The organism is Pseudomonas sp. H11T01, assembly GCF_048515765.1.
In the GTDB taxonomy this organism is placed as follows: domain Bacteria; phylum Pseudomonadota; class Gammaproteobacteria; order Pseudomonadales; family Pseudomonadaceae; genus Aquipseudomonas.
This window is the reverse complement of the sequence record NZ_JBLYED010000014.1, coordinates 40675-55152: the sequence shown is the minus strand read 5'-3', so window position 1 is coordinate 55152 and position 14478 is coordinate 40675. Positions and strand designations below refer to the sequence as shown.

Sequence of the window (14478 nt, the reverse complement as noted above, 5' to 3'; positions counted from 1 at the left end):
TAGACAGATCGTCATGGCAAGACGTTAGAGAGAGCGCGGGAGGGAGTGGCGGTACATAAATAGGCCACCCTCTCTTGGTCGTCAGTGTTTAGCTACGACGTCCTAGCAGTAGACCAATCACCAGCCCAAAGCCGGCGGAGATCGCCACCGTCTGCCAGGGATGCCCGCCGATATAGATTTCGGTGGCATCGACCACCGGCTTAGTGCGCTCGCGTACGTTCGATATGGAGTCCCGTGCCTGCTTGAGTTTCAGTGCGATTTGTTCGCGCAGACCTTCAGCGTCCTCACCGACCAGCGCGGCACTGCTGTTGAGTAATTTTTCCGACTCTTCGATCAACGCCTGCAGCTCGCTGAAGGCTTGATCCTTGATTTGTTCGTCGGCCATTTGTGCAGTATTTTTCCGGGCCATTGAGGTACTCCTTGCAGGTAAATGGGCAGTGAACAATGGAGTCGACTTCAAGTGAAAAAGTTGCAGCTATTTTGTGCCTGAGCCGTAAGCCGACCAAAAATTCAGGCTAAGACAGTTCGTCCTACGGTGTAAGATGTCGCCTATTTTATGCAGCAGGTAACTCCCATGAGCTTCAATCTGGCTAACCAGCCCCTTGCCGAGCGCGCTGCGCTTGAAGATGAAAAGTCCCGTCTGTTCGACCTTTGGCAGAGCAATCTTGGCAAGGCCAAAGGCGAGGGCGCACGTTTGTTCGGTGAACGCGCCAAGCGCAAGGGCAAATGGGCGGAATGGGTGCGCTCGGAGCTCGATACCCTGTCCCCGCCGGAATTCGCGAACATGGTGCGCAGTGAAGTCAATCGGTTGATGGCGGCGAAGTAGAAGATCAAGATCAAAAGATCGTCCGAACGCGGCCCGAACCTGCGGCAGCTCCTACGCAAAGCACGCCACTATCGCTTCACGCACTTTCAGCACCACCGGATCGAGCTGAGTGCTGGTGCGCCAGCCCAGTTCGATCGGGTAGCGTGGTAGCGTCAGAGGGCAGGGCAGCAGCGTCAGCCCGGTGAGCGCCGCAATGCTCTGCGCCGCATGGGCCGGGATAGTTGCTACGGCCTGGCTCCCCTTGAGCAGATAAGGCAACGCCGCGAAGTGGGTGGTCGAGGCGCAGACCTGTCGACTCAATCCCACGCTGGCCAGGCCCTCGTCGGTGATCCCGATAAACCCTCCCGACGACACCAATATATGTTCGCGCTGGACGAATTCGTCGAGATCAATTTCATGCTGGCCGTCAGCCAGGCTGCTTGGGTCCACAAGACACAGATAACCCCCTTCGCCAAGCACCTGGCGGCTGAGTGTGCGCTCGGCAAAACCACCGGCGGTGATTGCCAGGTCGATACTGCGCTCCATCAATGCGTGGGCAACAATCTGACTGTGGGTTTGACGAAAGATCAGCCGCAGTTTTGGCGCGCGCAGTGCAATTTCCTCGATCAGTCGGCGACCGTAGGCAATTTCGAAGTCATCCGATAAACCGACGGTGACCGAACGACCTTCGTAGTGGCTGGCATTAGGATCGACCATCGCCAGGCTTTGCCGACACTTGTTCAGCGCTTCACTGACCACCGGTTTCAGTTGGTTGGCCCGCAGCGTGGGTGCCAATCCGCGCCCCGTGCGCACAAAGAGTTGATCGCCATATAAATCCCGCAACCGCCGCAATGCCGCACTCATGGCCGATTGCGTCACCCCCAGGCGCAACGCCGCGCGACTGGCACTGGACTCGTCATGCAGCGCTTCGAAGGCTTTGAGCAAGTTGAGGTCGACGTTGGCGATATTCATTTGGTTCATATCATTCAGCAGTGAAGTGGTCTTTATTCATGATCTGTCGCGGCCGGAGAATGAGCAACACCTCATTGCTCATGGAGTTACCGCGATGCCCAAGTCCATTGTTGCTGCACTGCAAATCGGTTCATTGCCCGGCGGCAAGGGCGAGACCCTGGAACAGATCCTCTCTTATGAAGGCGCCATCCTTGAGTCCGGCGCGAGCCTGGTGGTGATGCCGGAAGCCTTGCTCGGCGGCTACCCCAAAGGCGAAGGCTTTGGTACGCAATTGGGTTATCGATTGCCGGAAGGTCGCGAAGCCTTTGCCCGGTATTTCGCCAATGCCATCGATGTCCCCGGTGTTGAAACCGAAGCCTTGGCGGGGTTGTCAGCGCGTACCGATGCCAGTCTGGTGCTGGGCGTGATCGAGCGCTCCGGCAGCACGCTGTATTGCACCGCGCTGTATTTCGAACCACAAGGCGGCCTGGTGGCCAAGCACCGCAAGCTGATGCCCACCGGTACTGAACGGTTGATCTGGGGTAAAGGCGACGGCTCGACCTTGCCGGTGATTGACGCCAAGGTCGGGCGAATCGGCGCTGCGGTGTGCTGGGAAAACATGATGCCGCTACTGCGCACCGCGATGTACGCCAAAGGGGTGGAAGTCTGGTGCGCGCCGACGGTGGATGAGCGGGAAATGTGGCAGGTCAGCATGCGTCATATCGCTCACGAAGGGCGTTGTTTTGTGGTCAGCTCCTGTCAGGTTCAGGACTCGCCGCACGCCTTGGGCCTGGACATTGCCAACTGGCCGGCCGAGCGCCCGCTGATTGCCGGCGGCAGTGTGATCGTCGGTCCCATGGGCGATATTCTCGCAGGCCCACTGTTGGGCGGCGCCGGACTGCTGACCGCTGAAATCGATACGGATCAATTGGTCCGCGCCCGCTATGACTTCGACGTCACCGGACACTACGCGCGACCGGATGTATTCGAGTTGACCGTGGACGAGCGAGCCAAACCGGGGGTTCGGTTTATCTGAGACGCCGCCACTCCTCACGGGTAATTTCCCAGATATTGCAGGGTAAGCACCCGCTGACAAAGTCGCGCTCTTCGGTGCTGATCAGGCGCATGCCGGTGCGTTCCGAGAGACGTCGTGACGCCAGGTTCGGTGAGGCCTTGGGCACTCGCATCAGCGGTCGGCCCAGGGTTTCGAACCAATAGTCGGTCACCGCCGCACTGGCTTCGCCCATCAGCCCCTGACCCTGCCATTGCGGTGCAAGCCAAAAGCCGCGGTTGTTGTCTTGCTCCGCCATCAGGCTGACGTTACCGATCAGTTGTTCAGGCGCCGATTTCAAGCGGATCGACCAATGCCACTCTTCACCCCGGGCAATCGCCGGCAGGGCCATCTCTTGCAAATAGCTGAGTGCACCGTCCGCCGGGTAAGGCCAGGGGATCATGGCATTGAGATAACGCACCACTTCCCAGAGGGGGAATTGCTGCTGAATGGCCTCGGCGTCGGCCAGTTCCAACGGGCGCAGAATCAGGCGTTCGGTGTACAGGGTGGGCGTGGTTTCCATGAGCGATGTTTCCTCCTTGGGGTGTGCAATAAACGGCTTCCAGGGCTCAGAACTCAGGGTTTTCCCAACACCAGTCGTTCGGCCAGAAAATCGACAAACACTCGCAGTTTTGGCAACAGGTGTCGACTGCTCGGCCACAGCACTGAAAATTTTCCGCTGTCGGTCTGGTAGTCATCCAGCACCGAGACCAAGGTGCCGTCAGCCAATGCATCGCGGACCACAAAGTCCGGGATAAAGGCGATCCCCAGCCCTTGCGTCGCGGCGAAGATCAGCGCCTCCAGGTTGTTGCTGGTCAGCGCGCTTCTCAGCAGCAACGGCGGCTCATCGGCTTTGCTGCGCAGTTTCCATTCCTGTAACTGGGCGGTGCCCGGAAACTTGTAGCGCAAGCAAGCGTGCTGCTCCAGTTCCCTCGGCGTCGTGGGTGTGCCATGGCGAGCAAAGTAGTGGGGAGCGCTGATCAGCACGAAGCGGAATGGTCCCAGCGTGCGTGACTTGAGCTGCGAATCCATCAACTCGCCGCTGCGAATCACTGCATCGACACCTTCAGCGATGACGTCGATCAGCCGGTCATTGAAGTCCAGATCCAACTCGATGTCCGGGTAGCGCTCGGAGAATTCGGGGAGGATCGGCAGCAGCATGCGATAGCCGATGGCGGGCAGGCTGACACGCAACTTGCCCCTGGGCTTGTCAGTGATTCGCGCGAGTTCTGCTTCGGCATCCTCGACTTCGCTGACGATGCGTTGGCAGCGCTCGAAAAACAACGTGCCCTCGTCGGTCAGGCTAATACGTCGGGTGCTGCGGTTGAGCAGTCGAACGCCGAGTTTTTCTTCAAGCCGAGCCACGCTTTTTCCGACCGCCGAAGCGGAAATCCCCAATCGTTCTCCAGCGGCGACAAAGCTGCGCATTTGCGCGGCGCGGACGAAGGCCAGCAAGCCATTCAAGTTGTCCATGATTAACCCCGATTCGAGCGTTTGAGTCCTTTAAGTCAGGACTTTTGCCCTGTTTCTCGCGGATTGAAGCGAATCTACCATCGAATCGACTTGAGTGCCGCGCTGGCGGCCATAGACACCTGAGGTACACATGAGCCGCGAAGTCGATATGTCCAACACGGTAGATTTCCCGTCCAGCACCCGCGATCCCTACGGGGTGTTGGCGGCGGTGTGTCTGGCGGCGTTGATATTGCCGCTGACGTTTGTCGGGGTCGCCGTCGCCACGCCGGCAATTGGTCGTGAACTGGGCGGCAGTGCCATGGCCCTGAGTTGGATGACCAATGCCTTCATGCTGAGTTTCGGCAGCGCGCTGATGGCCGCCGGGACGCTGGCTGATGAATACGGTCGCAAGCGTGTGTTTGGTATCGGCATCGCGTTGTTCGCCGTGACCTCCCTGGCGCTGGCGTTTGCACCCTCGGTGCTTTGGCTCGATGTCCTGAGGGCCGTCCAGGGACTTGCCGGAGCGGCCGCGCTGGCGGGTGGTTCGGCAGCGCTGGCCCAAGAGTTCGACGGTGTGGCGCGGACCCGGGCCTTCAGTCTGCTGGGCACGACGTTTGGCGTCGGCCTGGCCTTCGGCCCGATTTTGGCGGGGGTGTTGATCGAGCACTTCGGTTGGCGCGCTATCTTTTTGTCCGCGATGCTCATCGGCGCGGTGTCCTTGTTGTTTGGCGTGCCGCGGATGCACGAGTCTCGCGACCCTGACGCCACCGGCGTCGATTGGCCGGGCACCTTAAGTTTTACTGCGGCGCTGGTGCTGTTTACCTGGGGGATTTTGCAGGCGGCGCAAAGTGGTTGGGGCAGTGGATGGGTGTGGAGTCTGCTGCTGGGCGCGTTGGTGTCGTTGCTGGGTTTCATTGCCGTGGAGTTGCGAGTCTCACGGCCGATGCTCGATTTGTCGTTGTTTCGCTATCCGCGTTTTGTCGGCGTTCAGGTACTCCCGATTGCCACCTGCTACTGCTTTGTGGTGCTGTTGATTCTGCTGCCGATTCGCTTTATCGGTGTCGAAGGCTACAGCGAAGTCGACGCTGGTTTGATGATGATCGCTTTGTCTGCGCCTATGGTCGTGGTGCCGTTTCTTGCGGCGCTGCTCACCCGTTGGATCAGCGCTGGGGTAGTTTCAGGGGTCGGGTTGCTGATCGCTGCGGCCGGGTTGTATGGGCTCAGTCGCATCGCGCCAGGCCAGCTACCGGCGGACTATGTGCTGCCAATGATGTTGATCGGTCTGGGGGCGGGCATGCCTTGGGGTCTGATGGACGGATTGTCGGTGAGCGTGGTGCCCAAGGAACGCGCTGGCATGGCCACCGGGATTTTCAGTACCACCCGGGTCGCCGGGGAGGGCATTGCGCTGGCGCTGGTGATCGCCGTATTGGCCGGGTTGCTCCAGGTCTCGATCAGCGACGCCGCTGCGGGTTCAGCGCAGATCCCCCAAGCCGCGCAACAACTGGCCAACGGCAACCTGCAAGCCAGTGCAGCACTGTTGCCGCACCTCAGTCGTGAGACGTTGTTGCTGTTATATGCCGAGGCCTTCAGCCAACTGCTGCATCTGCTGATCGGGATTACTGTCGTCTCGGCGTTGGTGGTGTTTGTCGTTTTACATGAGCCGCGCAAAGTGTGATGCGACTTACCAGGTGGCAGCCGAGCCTGGCAGGCTGAGATTGCCCTGGTCAACGAAACGCATGGTGCCGAACACACCGCCCGCGAGTTTTCCGTGCAGCACGTAAGGCAGGTTGTTGAGGCTTTGGGTCTGGCTGAGGCCAAGGGTCTGACGCAACACTGAGAATGCCGAGATGCTCACCGGCACCGTCAGGATCGCTTCGGAGAAACGCGGGATTGACCCCTGTTGATCGCTCACGCCACTGGCCAGTGGCCGCCCGTTGACCTCAAGATTCAGGGCCACACCGTTGTAGTCGATCGGCGTTTCGTTGGGGTTTTGCAGACGAAGTTTCACCGCGAACCGCACTTCCAGACCCTGACTCTGCAGCGGTTCGATGCCCACCACGTTGATGTTCAGCGGGTCACGGTTGGGGAACAGTGCGCAGGCGCTCAAGGTGAGCAAGAGCAGGGAGAGGGATAAACCGAGGAATCTGCGCATGGACATGCTCTCGAAAAGAAAAGGGCCGAACCGCAAGCGACTCGGCCCTCGAGTATCTCTAACGGTTCAACTGTGCGACCACATCCAGCGTGCGTGGTTCGCATTGTGGTGTGAGTTCCGGGTTCTGCATGCTAGGTCAAGGAAAACGCCCTCAGCAAATCTTCCTCGAATGCCCTTTGCGCATCCCCCGGCACTTGCGCCCGATGCCGGGCCAGATGAAAGGCTACTTCAAAGCTCAAGTCTGGCCGAGGCACGGCTCTGAGCAGGCCTTTTTCCTCCCAGGAGCGTGCAAAGTGGCTGGGCAAATAGCCGACATGTTTACCGGAGAGGATGAAGGCGAGGGTGCCTTCGACCTGTTCCGAGCGCGCCGAACAGAGCTTGCCCTGGAAGGGCTCGTCGCTGCGCAGAAAGCGATAGGGGTGGTCGACCCGGTCGGTGCTGTGCAGCGCCTCATCGTCAGGTGCGTCGTTGGTAAACAGCGGATGACCCTTCGCGCAATACAGGTGCTGGTTTTCCGTGAACAGTTGGCGGTAATCGAAGGCGCTTTGTACCTGTGAGAAATAGCCGATCGCCAGGTCCAGCCGCTGTTGCAGCAACAGTCTTTCCATTTCGCCGGGCATGGCGCTGATCAGCTCGATGCGCACCGATTCGTCCCGTTCGCGAAAGCGCCGAATCGCTTCGGCGACCCGTACCAGCACGGACTGATCGAGGGCTTCGGACAAACCCAGGCGCACCTCACCGAGCAATCGACCGGCCACACCGTTGGACTGGTGACGGAACGCCTCAATGTATTGGAACAGCTCGCGAGTCGAACTGAGCAGTTGCTCGCCCTTGGGCGTTAGTTTGAAACCGCCTTTACCGCGACTGCACACCCGGTAGCCGAGACGGGTTTCGAGCTTGGCCATCTGCTGGCTGATGCTCGACTGGCTCAGGCCCAGTTCACCTTGGGCGGCACTGAAGCCGCCGCACTCCACGACGCTGACAAACAGGCGCAGCAGGTGCAGGTCCAGATCGTGAATTTGTCCGAGCATCAAACATTACTCCGGGCGAAAGTCAGGATAATAAACTTAATATTTTTACAATGTATCCCCTGGCGCATGCTGCAGGCACTCAATCCCTGCAGGTATTTCGTCATGGGTTCGCTTCTCAGGTTCTGTTGTCCCGCTCTGGTTTTTGTCATGGCCCTACCGGCGGTGGCCGAAGACAACGTGATCAATCTCTACAGTTGGGCCGATTACGTGGCGCCCGAGGCGTTGCAGCGTTTTGAACAGGAAACCGGCATCCATGTGCGTTATGACACGTTCGATACCTCGGAAGTCCTGGAAACCAAACTGCTCACGGGCGGCAGCGGTTACGACGTGGTGGTGCCATCATCCAGCGTATTGGCACGTGGTCTGGCCGCCGGCGCCTTGAAGGAAATTCCCCACGACAGCCTTAAAGGTTACGCCAACCTTGATCCGGATTTGCTGAAAAAGCTTGCCACTGTCGATCCGGGTAACCGTTACGGCGTGCCCTACACCTGGGGCACGCTGGGCCTGGGCATCAACGTCGAAGCGGTGCAGAAGCGCTTACCCGGCATCCCTCTGAATAGCCTGGACCTGCTGTTCAAACCTGAATACGCCAGCAAGTTGAAGGACTGTGGCATCGCCATTCTCGATTCGCCTCAGGAAGTGATCGGTCTGGCGCTGCATTACCTCGGTAAAGATCCCTACAGCACCGACAAGAATGATCTGGCGGCCGCCGAAGCCTTATTGCATCAGTTGCAGCCTTCGGTGCTGTACGTGGCCACCGGGCGACAGATCAGTGATTTGGCCAATGGCAGTGTGTGCCTGGCGCTGACCTACAACGGTGACGCCAGCGTGGCTGCCGATCAGGCACGCAAAGCTAACAAGCCGTTTGAAGTGGCCTACCGAATTCCCAAGGAAGGCACGTTGGTGTGGCAGGACAACCTGGCGATCCCCAAGGACGCACCACACCCGGAAGCCGCACGGGTCTTTATCGAGTTCATGCTGCGCCCGGAATCGGTGGCAGGGTTGACCAACACGCTGTTTTTCGCCACCGCCAACCAGGCCGCGACACCCTTGGTGGATGCCGCCGTGCGTGATGACGCCGACATTTTTCCGCCCGCCGATGTACGGGATCGCCTGTACGCCGACCGCAGCATGAGCCTCAAGGACATGCGTCAGCGCACTCGCGTGTGGACCACTTTCCGTAGCCGCCAATAATAAGGACCTCTTCATGGATATCGCCGATTTGAACGACCAGGCCATGACCCGCGACAGCCTCTACGGGACTGCCGCTGAAAGCACCTACGCGGGCATCACCAGTTTTATGCGCCGCCGCTATAGCCGCGACTTGCGCGGTGTGGACGTGGTAGTCAGCGGGGTGCCGTTCGACACCGCTACCAGTAATCGCCCGGGGGCACGTTTCGGGCCGCGGGGGATTCGCAATGCTTCGACCGGAATCGCCTGGGAACGGCATTGGCCGTGGACCTTCGACCCGTTCGACCATTTGGCGGTGATCGATTACGGCGATTGCAACTTCGATTACGGCACGCCGCAATCGATACCGGAAAGCATCGAGGCCCATGCCGAGAAAATCCTTGCGGCCGGTTGTGCGATGTTGACCTTCGGAGGCGACCACTTCATCAGCTATCCGCTGCTCAAGGCCCATGCCAAAAAGCATGGACCGTTGTCGCTGATTCATTTCGACGCCCACAGCGACACCTGGCCCGATGAAGAGGGTAAACGCGTCGACCACGGCACGATGTTCTGGCATGCGGCGAAGGAAGGTCTGGTGGATCCATCCCGCTCAGTGCAGATCGGTTTGCGCACCACCAATAATGATCATCAGGGGTTTCAGGTGCTGGACGCGCGGCAGGTGCATCGGCGTGGCTGCGACGCGATCATCGAATCGATCCGCGAGCGGGTTGGCGATAATCCGGTGTACCTGACGTTTGATATCGATTGCCTCGACCCGGCATTTGCACCGGGGACCGGTACGCCAGTGTGTGGCGGCTTGAGCACCGTGCAGGCGCTGGAGATCATCGGCGGCTTGCGCGGGATCAACCTGGTGGGCATGGATGTGGTGGAAGTCGCCCCAGCCTATGACAGCGCGGACATTACCTCATTGGCGGCAGCGACTCTGGCGATGGAGATGCTGTGTTTGTATGCGGCCAAACATAAGGTGGATCGATAGGGTGGATTGAACCCTGTGGCGAGGGAGCAAGCTCCCTCGCCACAAAGATACTCAAACCACTGGAATCACTGGCAGATCAAGCGCCTCAGTGCCTCTGAAACGGGGCACCGATCCTGCAATCATTTCATGAGGCACCCCCAGCGTCACAGCACTGACTTCATCAAGACGGGTCAGTTGTTCGGCGCTGAGTTGCACATTCAATGCCCCTAGCGTTGCATCCAGTTGTTCACGAGTCCGTGAACCAAGAATCGGAATCAGTGCGGTGGTTGAACGCTTGGCCTTTTCCCGCAGCCAGGCGATGGCGACGTGTGTCGGGGTAGCGTCCAGTTCGATGGCGACCGCCAGCAAGGTGTCGAGAAGGGTGGTTTCACGGGCGCCTTTTTCGGCATGAATCAGCATGCCGAGTTTGGTCGCGCGGGTGTCGTCGCTGCTGTTGCGGTATTTACCGGTAAGAAAGCCCCCACCTAATGGCGACCACAGCGTCGCGGCCAGCCCCAACGCTTCGGCCATCGGCAGCAACTCACGATCGGCCGTCCGTTCGGCCAGGCTGTACTCGACCTGGATTGCCGTAATCGGTGCAAAACCGCGCACTTCGGCCAGCAATTCACCACGGGCGATGCGCCACGCCGGAAAGTTGGACAGTCCGGCGTAGAGAATCTTGCCGGAGCGCACCAGATCATCGAAGCCGCGCAGGATCTCTTCCATCGGCGTCAGGCCGTCGCTGATATGCGCCCAGTACAGGTCAATGCGATCGGTGTTGAGCCGTTTCAGGCTTTCCTCGACCGAGCGGATCATGTTCTTGCGGTTGTTGCCGGTGTGGGAAATGCCAGCAGCAGGTGTGGTACCCATGGTGTATTTGGTGGCGATAACCAGCCGATCACGCTCAGCGGCAATGAACTCACCGAGCATCGTTTCCGATTGCCCGGCCTGATAGCCGTTGGCCGTGTCGATAAAGTTGCCGCCGGCTTCCAGGTAGCCGTCGAAAATCCGCTTCGCCTCATCCCGCTCGGCGCCATGACCCCAGCCGGTGCCAAAGTTACCGCCCCCCAAGGCCAGTTCCGAAACGCGTAAGCCGGTGCGACGACCAAAGACTTTGTAGTGCATGGGATAACTCCTGAGGAAGATGGGGCAGGGCGCTGACAATTTAGATTTCGCTCAACATGTATTTAATATGATTTGCGTAATATTTCGCGTCAAGCAACTTTTTGAACGCATTGCTGAGTGGTCGCTTAAGCCGGATTTCGCTGCTGACAGTTTCTGACAGGACGCTCTGCTAAGCTCCGTCAACCTTTCGAACAAGAGCGTGATCAGCGTGTCGCGTACCACCCGTTTATTAACCTTGCTGCAAGTGCTGCGCGGTAAAAGCCGCCCGGTGACAGCGGCGGCGCTGGCCAGCGAGCTGGAGATTTCCGAACGCACGCTGTACCGCGACGTCGCCGAACTGACCGCCCTCGGCGCGCCGATATATGGCGAGGCGGGCATTGGTTATGTGCTGCGCAGCGGTCTGTTTCTGCCGCCACTGATGCTTAACGCCGACGAAACTGAAGCCATCGTGCTGGGTTTGCGTTATGTCGATCAGCGCGGTGATGAGGTGCTGAGCAAAGCCGCGGCCGATGCCTTGGCGAAGATCGCTGCGGTGTTGGCGCCCGCCGCACAAGATGCATTGCGCAATCCGACGGTGCTGCCCGGACCGCCGGGTTACGGTTATCCGCAGAATGCCGTGGAGTTGAATGTCTTTCGCCAGGCCATTCGCGCTCAGGCCAAGTTGCACATCGATTACGCAGACGTGAATAAAGTCCCGAGTCAGCGATTGATCTGGCCATTGGCGTTGGGATTTTTCAATGAGGTGCGGGTGATCGTCGCCTGGTGTGAACTGCGTGAGGCTTATCGGACGTTTCGCACCGACCGGATTGCCGCTGCCAGTGAGCAGGGCGAGCGCTATCCAGGGCGTCGCAGCGACCTGCTGAGGGCCTGGCGCAAGCTGATGCAACTGGATGAAGCCGGGCGTTTCACTCCTGACAAGAATTGACACACGGCTGTTTTAGAATGGCTCCAGAATCAACAAACAAGGAGCCGTATCAACATGTCGAATCCAGCCTCTTCACTCGCGCCCGCCATCGCCGCGTACATTGCAGCCGCCAATGCCCGTGATAGCTCGGCGGTCGCCAGTTTCTTCGCCGAGGATGCCAACGTTTTCGATGAGGGCGAACATCGGGTCGGCACCATCGCCATCGCCCAATGGATGGAAGATGCCGCTCAACGTTACCAGCCGCGGGTCGAAGTCCTTGATGTGCAACAACGCACTGGCAAGGTGTTGGTCAACAACCTGATCTCCGGCAGCTTCCCCGGCAGCCCGCTGGAGTTGCGCTATGTGTTCCGGCTCGATGAGCAAGGCAAGATCGTTCGGCTGGATATTTCGTTGTAGCCCTAAGGGTGACGCGGTCCGTGTGTAGCAGCTGGCGAAGCCTGCTGCTACATTGCGTAGCTTCAGCCCTGGACCCCATTTGCCTGTATGACTTTCGATTCCCCCCTCAGCGCCTATCAACATGCCGTCGAGCAAAAAGGCTTCGTCCAGGATGATGCGCAATGCAAGGCGGTGCAGGCACTTGAACAGTGTCACCACGCCTTGCATCAGGGCCGCACGCACGTCACCGGCGTCTACCTCTGGGGCCCCGTCGGGCGCGGCAAGACCTGGTTGATGGATCAGTTCCACCAAAGCTTGCGTATCCCGGCCCGGCGTCAGCACTTTCACCATTTCATGGGCTGGGTGCATCAACGCTCCTTTCAGTTGACCGGCACCGCCGACCCGCTAAAGGCCTTGGCCCGGGAGCTGAGCGCCCAGGTGCGGGTGCTGTGTTTCGACGAGCTGTTCGTCAACGACATTGGCGACGCGATCATTCTCGGGCGATTGTTTCAAGTGATGTTCGAGGAGGGCGTGGTCATCGTTTCCACCTCCAATCAGCCGCCGGAGCAGCTCTATGCCGATGGCTTCAATCGTGACCGGTTTCTCCCGGCGATTGCCGCGATCAAAAGCCATATGCAGAGGGTGGCGGTGGATGGCGGTGAAGACCATCGCTTGCATCCAGGCCGCGGGATTCAGCGTTATTGGGTCATTGCGCCCGACCAGCCAAAAGCCATGAGTGAGGCGTTCAAGGGATTGACTGTCGGGCAAACGGTTTCCCACGAACCGGTCAGCGTCGGTTACCGCTCCATTACTGCCGTGCAGTCCAGCGATACCGTGCTCTGGTGCCGTTATGCGGACCTGTGCGAGCAACCCTTTGCGGCGATGGACTTCATGGCGTTGTGCGACAGGTTCAGCGCTATTCTATTGAGCGAAGTACCGAACCTCAGCGCACACCAGCGCCCCGGACGCATTGCCCGCGGTACCGAAGACGGGGTCGAACGAGTCGACGCCGGAGACCGGGAGTTGCCGCAGTTATCGGTGCATGACGACAGCGTGCGGCGCTTCATCGCGTTGGTCGATGAGTGTTACGACCGCAAGGTCCCGCTGTACATCGAGGCCCAGGTGTCGATGGAGTCGTTGTACACCGAGGGTTACCTGGAATTTGCGTTTCGCCGCACGCTCAGTCGCTTGCGGGAAATGCAATTGCAGCGGTTTTGCCAGGGGCTTTGAACTTCATAGGAGGTGCAACCATGAACCAGCCTCTGTCCCACCATTTGTTGACCATGGCTTACCAGAACGGCTGGGCCAATCACCGTTTGGCCAAGGCTTGCGGGCAGTTGAGTCAGGCTGAATTTGTTTTGCTGCGTGTCAGCTTCTTTCCGAGCATCAAGGCCACCCTCAATCACATCCTGACCTGCGACTGGTTTTATGTGGATGCGCTGGAGCGAGAGCTGCGCGGTGAGGCCCCTCATCCCGATTGTTATGTGTTCTTCCAGGAAGACGAACCGTTCGACACCTGCGCAGAACTCAAGCGCGAACAAGCCTTGGTGGACCGTCGCCTGATCGCTTACTGCGAGCAACTGCAGGACGTGGACCTGGGCCGTATCGTGACCATCGCCCGTGATCGTGCACAGCATGACAGCCGGTTACGCATGCTCTCTCATCTGTTCGAACACCAACTCCATCACCGTGGCCAGGTCCACGCCATGCTCAGCGGCACTTCGGTCAAACCTCCGCAGCTGGATGAATTCTTCTGTGCCGGTGAAGCCGCGTTGCGCGCCGAAGACTTTGCCGAGCTGGGTTGGACCGAAGAGCAGATTTGGGGGACGTAAGGCACGATCACCAATACTGAAGGAAAAATGCAAAGGTATTGTAGGAATGGGGCTGGCCGCGATAATGTCCGTTGACCTTTTCAGCCGTCTGGAGACGTACTGGGGAAGGGAAAACCACTATGCGATCGAGGATGGAAATGGAATCCGCAGAAATTCTGGTACTACAAGCCAGCTACACCAACCCGGTGCATGCCGAAGCTATCAGTTTTGTCTTGAACAACTACGCTGAAGATCCCATGGGCGGTGGTCAGCCGCTGTCGGCCGATGTGTTGCAGAATCTGCCCCGCGAACTGGCCAAACGTCCTCATGCCTTCAGTGTTTTGGCGTTCGTCGGTGGTGAGCCGGCCGGGTTGGTGAACTGTTTCGAAGGGTTTTCAACGTTTGCCTGTCGTCCATTGGTCAATGTGCATGACGTCTCGGTGGTGAAGAAATTCCGTGGGCTTGGCCTGAGTCAGAAAATGCTGCAAAAGGTCGAGGATATCGCTCGCCGCCGTGGTTGCTGCAAAATCACCCTGGAAGTCCTCGAAGGCAATGACGTGGCTCAGGCGTCCTACGGTAAATTCGGTTTCAACCCTGGGATGTTCGATCCGGCCCACGGTCGCATGTTGTTTTGGACTAAAGCCTTGTAAGTGC

Annotated in this window: 17 protein-coding genes; 10 read left to right on the top strand and 7 right to left on the bottom strand. The window is 59.0% G+C overall.

Annotated features, from left to right (window positions below; genetic code table 11):
• Positions 1-88: 88 nt before the first annotated feature.
• Positions 89-409 (bottom strand): DUF883 family protein, encoded by a 321-nt coding sequence (locus tag ACN1C3_RS19390; protein WP_419117375.1) that lies wholly within the window; start codon positions 407-409, stop codon positions 89-91.
• A 165-nt stretch (positions 410-574) separates the two neighbouring features.
• Here ACN1C3_RS19390 and ACN1C3_RS19385 point away from each other — a divergent pair, with 165 nt between their 5' ends.
• Complete coding sequence (locus tag ACN1C3_RS19385; RefSeq protein WP_419117374.1) at positions 575-826, top strand: hypothetical protein; 252 nt, start codon at positions 575-577, stop codon at positions 824-826.
• A 51-nt stretch (positions 827-877) separates the two neighbouring features.
• Here ACN1C3_RS19385 and ACN1C3_RS19380 read toward each other — a convergent pair whose 3' ends face one another.
• Positions 878-1786, bottom strand: coding sequence for a LysR substrate-binding domain-containing protein (locus ACN1C3_RS19380; RefSeq protein ID WP_419117373.1), 909 nt, complete (start codon positions 1784-1786; stop codon positions 878-880).
• A gap of 85 nt (positions 1787-1871) precedes the next feature.
• Between ACN1C3_RS19380 and ACN1C3_RS19375 the strand changes: the two genes are divergently transcribed.
• The gene (locus ACN1C3_RS19375; protein WP_419117372.1) at positions 1872-2792 is read left to right on the top strand and encodes a carbon-nitrogen hydrolase family protein; all 921 of its coding nucleotides are present in this window, start codon (positions 1872-1874) and stop codon (positions 2790-2792) included.
• Here the strand turns inward: ACN1C3_RS19375 and ACN1C3_RS19370 are convergent.
• Both ACN1C3_RS19370 and ACN1C3_RS19365 read right to left on the bottom strand, forming a co-directional pair.
• Entirely contained in the window at positions 2785-3330 is a 546-nt protein-coding gene (locus ACN1C3_RS19370) for a GNAT family N-acetyltransferase (RefSeq protein WP_419117371.1), read from the bottom strand. The two genes, ACN1C3_RS19375 and ACN1C3_RS19370, sit on opposite strands and share 8 nt — an antisense overlap.
• A 53-nt stretch (positions 3331-3383) precedes the next feature.
• Entirely contained in the window at positions 3384-4280 is an 897-nt protein-coding gene (locus ACN1C3_RS19365; protein WP_419117370.1) for a LysR family transcriptional regulator, read from the bottom strand.
• A 130-nt stretch (positions 4281-4410) separates the two neighbouring features.
• Between ACN1C3_RS19365 and ACN1C3_RS19360 the strand changes: the two genes are divergently transcribed.
• A complete protein-coding gene (locus ACN1C3_RS19360; RefSeq protein ID WP_419117369.1) occupies positions 4411-5934 on the top strand; it encodes an MFS transporter in 1524 nt (507 codons plus the stop codon).
• 6 nt (positions 5935-5940) lie between these two features.
• Here the strand turns inward: ACN1C3_RS19360 and ACN1C3_RS19355 are convergent, their stop codons facing one another.
• The gene (locus tag ACN1C3_RS19355; protein WP_419117368.1) at positions 5941-6411 is read right to left on the bottom strand and encodes an LEA type 2 family protein; all 471 of its coding nucleotides are present in this window, start codon (positions 6409-6411) and stop codon (positions 5941-5943) included.
• A gap of 131 nt (positions 6412-6542) precedes the next feature.
• A complete protein-coding gene (locus tag ACN1C3_RS19350; RefSeq protein ID WP_419117367.1) occupies positions 6543-7442 on the bottom strand; it encodes a LysR family transcriptional regulator in 900 nt (299 codons plus the stop codon).
• 102 nt (positions 7443-7544) lie between these two features.
• Here ACN1C3_RS19350 and ACN1C3_RS19345 point away from each other — a divergent pair, with 102 nt between their 5' ends.
• Together ACN1C3_RS19345 and speB are read left to right on the top strand one after the other, a co-directional pair.
• Positions 7545-8636: a polyamine ABC transporter substrate-binding protein gene (locus tag ACN1C3_RS19345; protein ID WP_419117366.1), complete on the top strand. Its 1092-nt coding sequence runs from the start codon at positions 7545-7547 to the stop codon at positions 8634-8636.
• Positions 8637-8649: 13 nt separating this feature from the next.
• Positions 8650-9609 (top strand): agmatinase, encoded by a 960-nt coding sequence (gene speB, locus ACN1C3_RS19340; protein ID WP_419117365.1) that lies wholly within the window; start codon positions 8650-8652, stop codon positions 9607-9609.
• A 51-nt stretch (positions 9610-9660) separates the two neighbouring features.
• On the opposite strand, the gene ACN1C3_RS19335 is transcribed toward speB, so the two are convergent.
• On the bottom strand, positions 9661-10713 hold the full coding sequence (locus ACN1C3_RS19335; protein WP_419117364.1) for an aldo/keto reductase: 1053 nt from the start codon (positions 10711-10713) through the stop codon (positions 9661-9663).
• Between the two features lie 208 nt (positions 10714-10921).
• On the opposite strand from ACN1C3_RS19335, the gene ACN1C3_RS19330 reads away from it, so the two are divergent.
• The 5 genes from ACN1C3_RS19330 to ACN1C3_RS19310 all read left to right on the top strand — a co-directional run bounded on the left by ACN1C3_RS19330 (position 10922) and on the right by ACN1C3_RS19310 (position 14474).
• Positions 10922-11638 carry a helix-turn-helix transcriptional regulator gene (locus ACN1C3_RS19330; RefSeq protein WP_419117363.1) on the top strand — a complete coding sequence of 239 codons (717 nt, stop codon included), beginning with the start codon at positions 10922-10924 and terminating at the stop codon, positions 11636-11638.
• Positions 11639-11692: 54 nt separating this feature from the next.
• A complete protein-coding gene (locus ACN1C3_RS19325; RefSeq protein WP_419117362.1) occupies positions 11693-12034 on the top strand; it encodes a nuclear transport factor 2 family protein in 342 nt (113 codons plus the stop codon).
• 87 nt (positions 12035-12121) lie between these two features.
• Positions 12122-13243, top strand: coding sequence for a cell division protein ZapE (zapE, locus tag ACN1C3_RS19320; RefSeq protein ID WP_419117361.1), 1122 nt, complete (start codon positions 12122-12124; stop codon positions 13241-13243).
• A 20-nt stretch (positions 13244-13263) separates the two neighbouring features.
• Positions 13264-13845, top strand: coding sequence for a DinB family protein (locus tag ACN1C3_RS19315; RefSeq protein WP_419117360.1), 582 nt, complete (start codon positions 13264-13266; stop codon positions 13843-13845).
• A 137-nt stretch (positions 13846-13982) separates the two neighbouring features.
• Positions 13983-14474: a GNAT family N-acetyltransferase gene (locus tag ACN1C3_RS19310; RefSeq protein ID WP_419117359.1), complete on the top strand. Its 492-nt coding sequence runs from the start codon at positions 13983-13985 to the stop codon at positions 14472-14474.
• Positions 14475-14478: the final 4 nt, after the last annotated feature.

Excerpts from the sequence above, each read along its gene's own strand:
- ACN1C3_RS19390 (WP_419117375.1), bottom strand. The coding sequence starts at position 409 with ATGGCCCGGAAAAATACTGCACAAATGGCCGACGAACAAATCAAGGAT.
- ACN1C3_RS19385 (WP_419117374.1), top strand. The coding sequence starts at position 575 with ATGAGCTTCAATCTGGCTAACCAGCCCCTTGCCGAGCGCGCTGCGCTT.
- ACN1C3_RS19380 (WP_419117373.1), bottom strand. The coding sequence starts at position 1,786 with ATGAACCAAATGAATATCGCCAACGTCGACCTCAACTTGCTCAAAGCC.
- ACN1C3_RS19375 (WP_419117372.1), top strand. The coding sequence starts at position 1,872 with ATGCCCAAGTCCATTGTTGCTGCACTGCAAATCGGTTCATTGCCCGGC.
- ACN1C3_RS19370 (WP_419117371.1), bottom strand. The coding sequence starts at position 3,330 with ATGGAAACCACGCCCACCCTGTACACCGAACGCCTGATTCTGCGCCCG.
- ACN1C3_RS19365 (WP_419117370.1), bottom strand. The coding sequence starts at position 4,280 with ATGGACAACTTGAATGGCTTGCTGGCCTTCGTCCGCGCCGCGCAAATG.
- ACN1C3_RS19360 (WP_419117369.1), top strand. The coding sequence starts at position 4,411 with ATGAGCCGCGAAGTCGATATGTCCAACACGGTAGATTTCCCGTCCAGC.
- ACN1C3_RS19355 (WP_419117368.1), bottom strand. The coding sequence starts at position 6,411 with ATGCGCAGATTCCTCGGTTTATCCCTCTCCCTGCTCTTGCTCACCTTG.
- ACN1C3_RS19350 (WP_419117367.1), bottom strand. The coding sequence starts at position 7,442 with ATGCTCGGACAAATTCACGATCTGGACCTGCACCTGCTGCGCCTGTTT.
- ACN1C3_RS19345 (WP_419117366.1), top strand. The coding sequence starts at position 7,545 with ATGGGTTCGCTTCTCAGGTTCTGTTGTCCCGCTCTGGTTTTTGTCATG.
- speB (WP_419117365.1), top strand. The coding sequence starts at position 8,650 with ATGGATATCGCCGATTTGAACGACCAGGCCATGACCCGCGACAGCCTC.
- ACN1C3_RS19335 (WP_419117364.1), bottom strand. The coding sequence starts at position 10,713 with ATGCACTACAAAGTCTTTGGTCGTCGCACCGGCTTACGCGTTTCGGAA.
- ACN1C3_RS19325 (WP_419117362.1), top strand. The coding sequence starts at position 11,693 with ATGTCGAATCCAGCCTCTTCACTCGCGCCCGCCATCGCCGCGTACATT.
- zapE (WP_419117361.1), top strand. The coding sequence starts at position 12,122 with ATGACTTTCGATTCCCCCCTCAGCGCCTATCAACATGCCGTCGAGCAA.
- ACN1C3_RS19315 (WP_419117360.1), top strand. The coding sequence starts at position 13,264 with ATGAACCAGCCTCTGTCCCACCATTTGTTGACCATGGCTTACCAGAAC.
- ACN1C3_RS19310 (WP_419117359.1), top strand. The coding sequence starts at position 13,983 with ATGGAATCCGCAGAAATTCTGGTACTACAAGCCAGCTACACCAACCCG.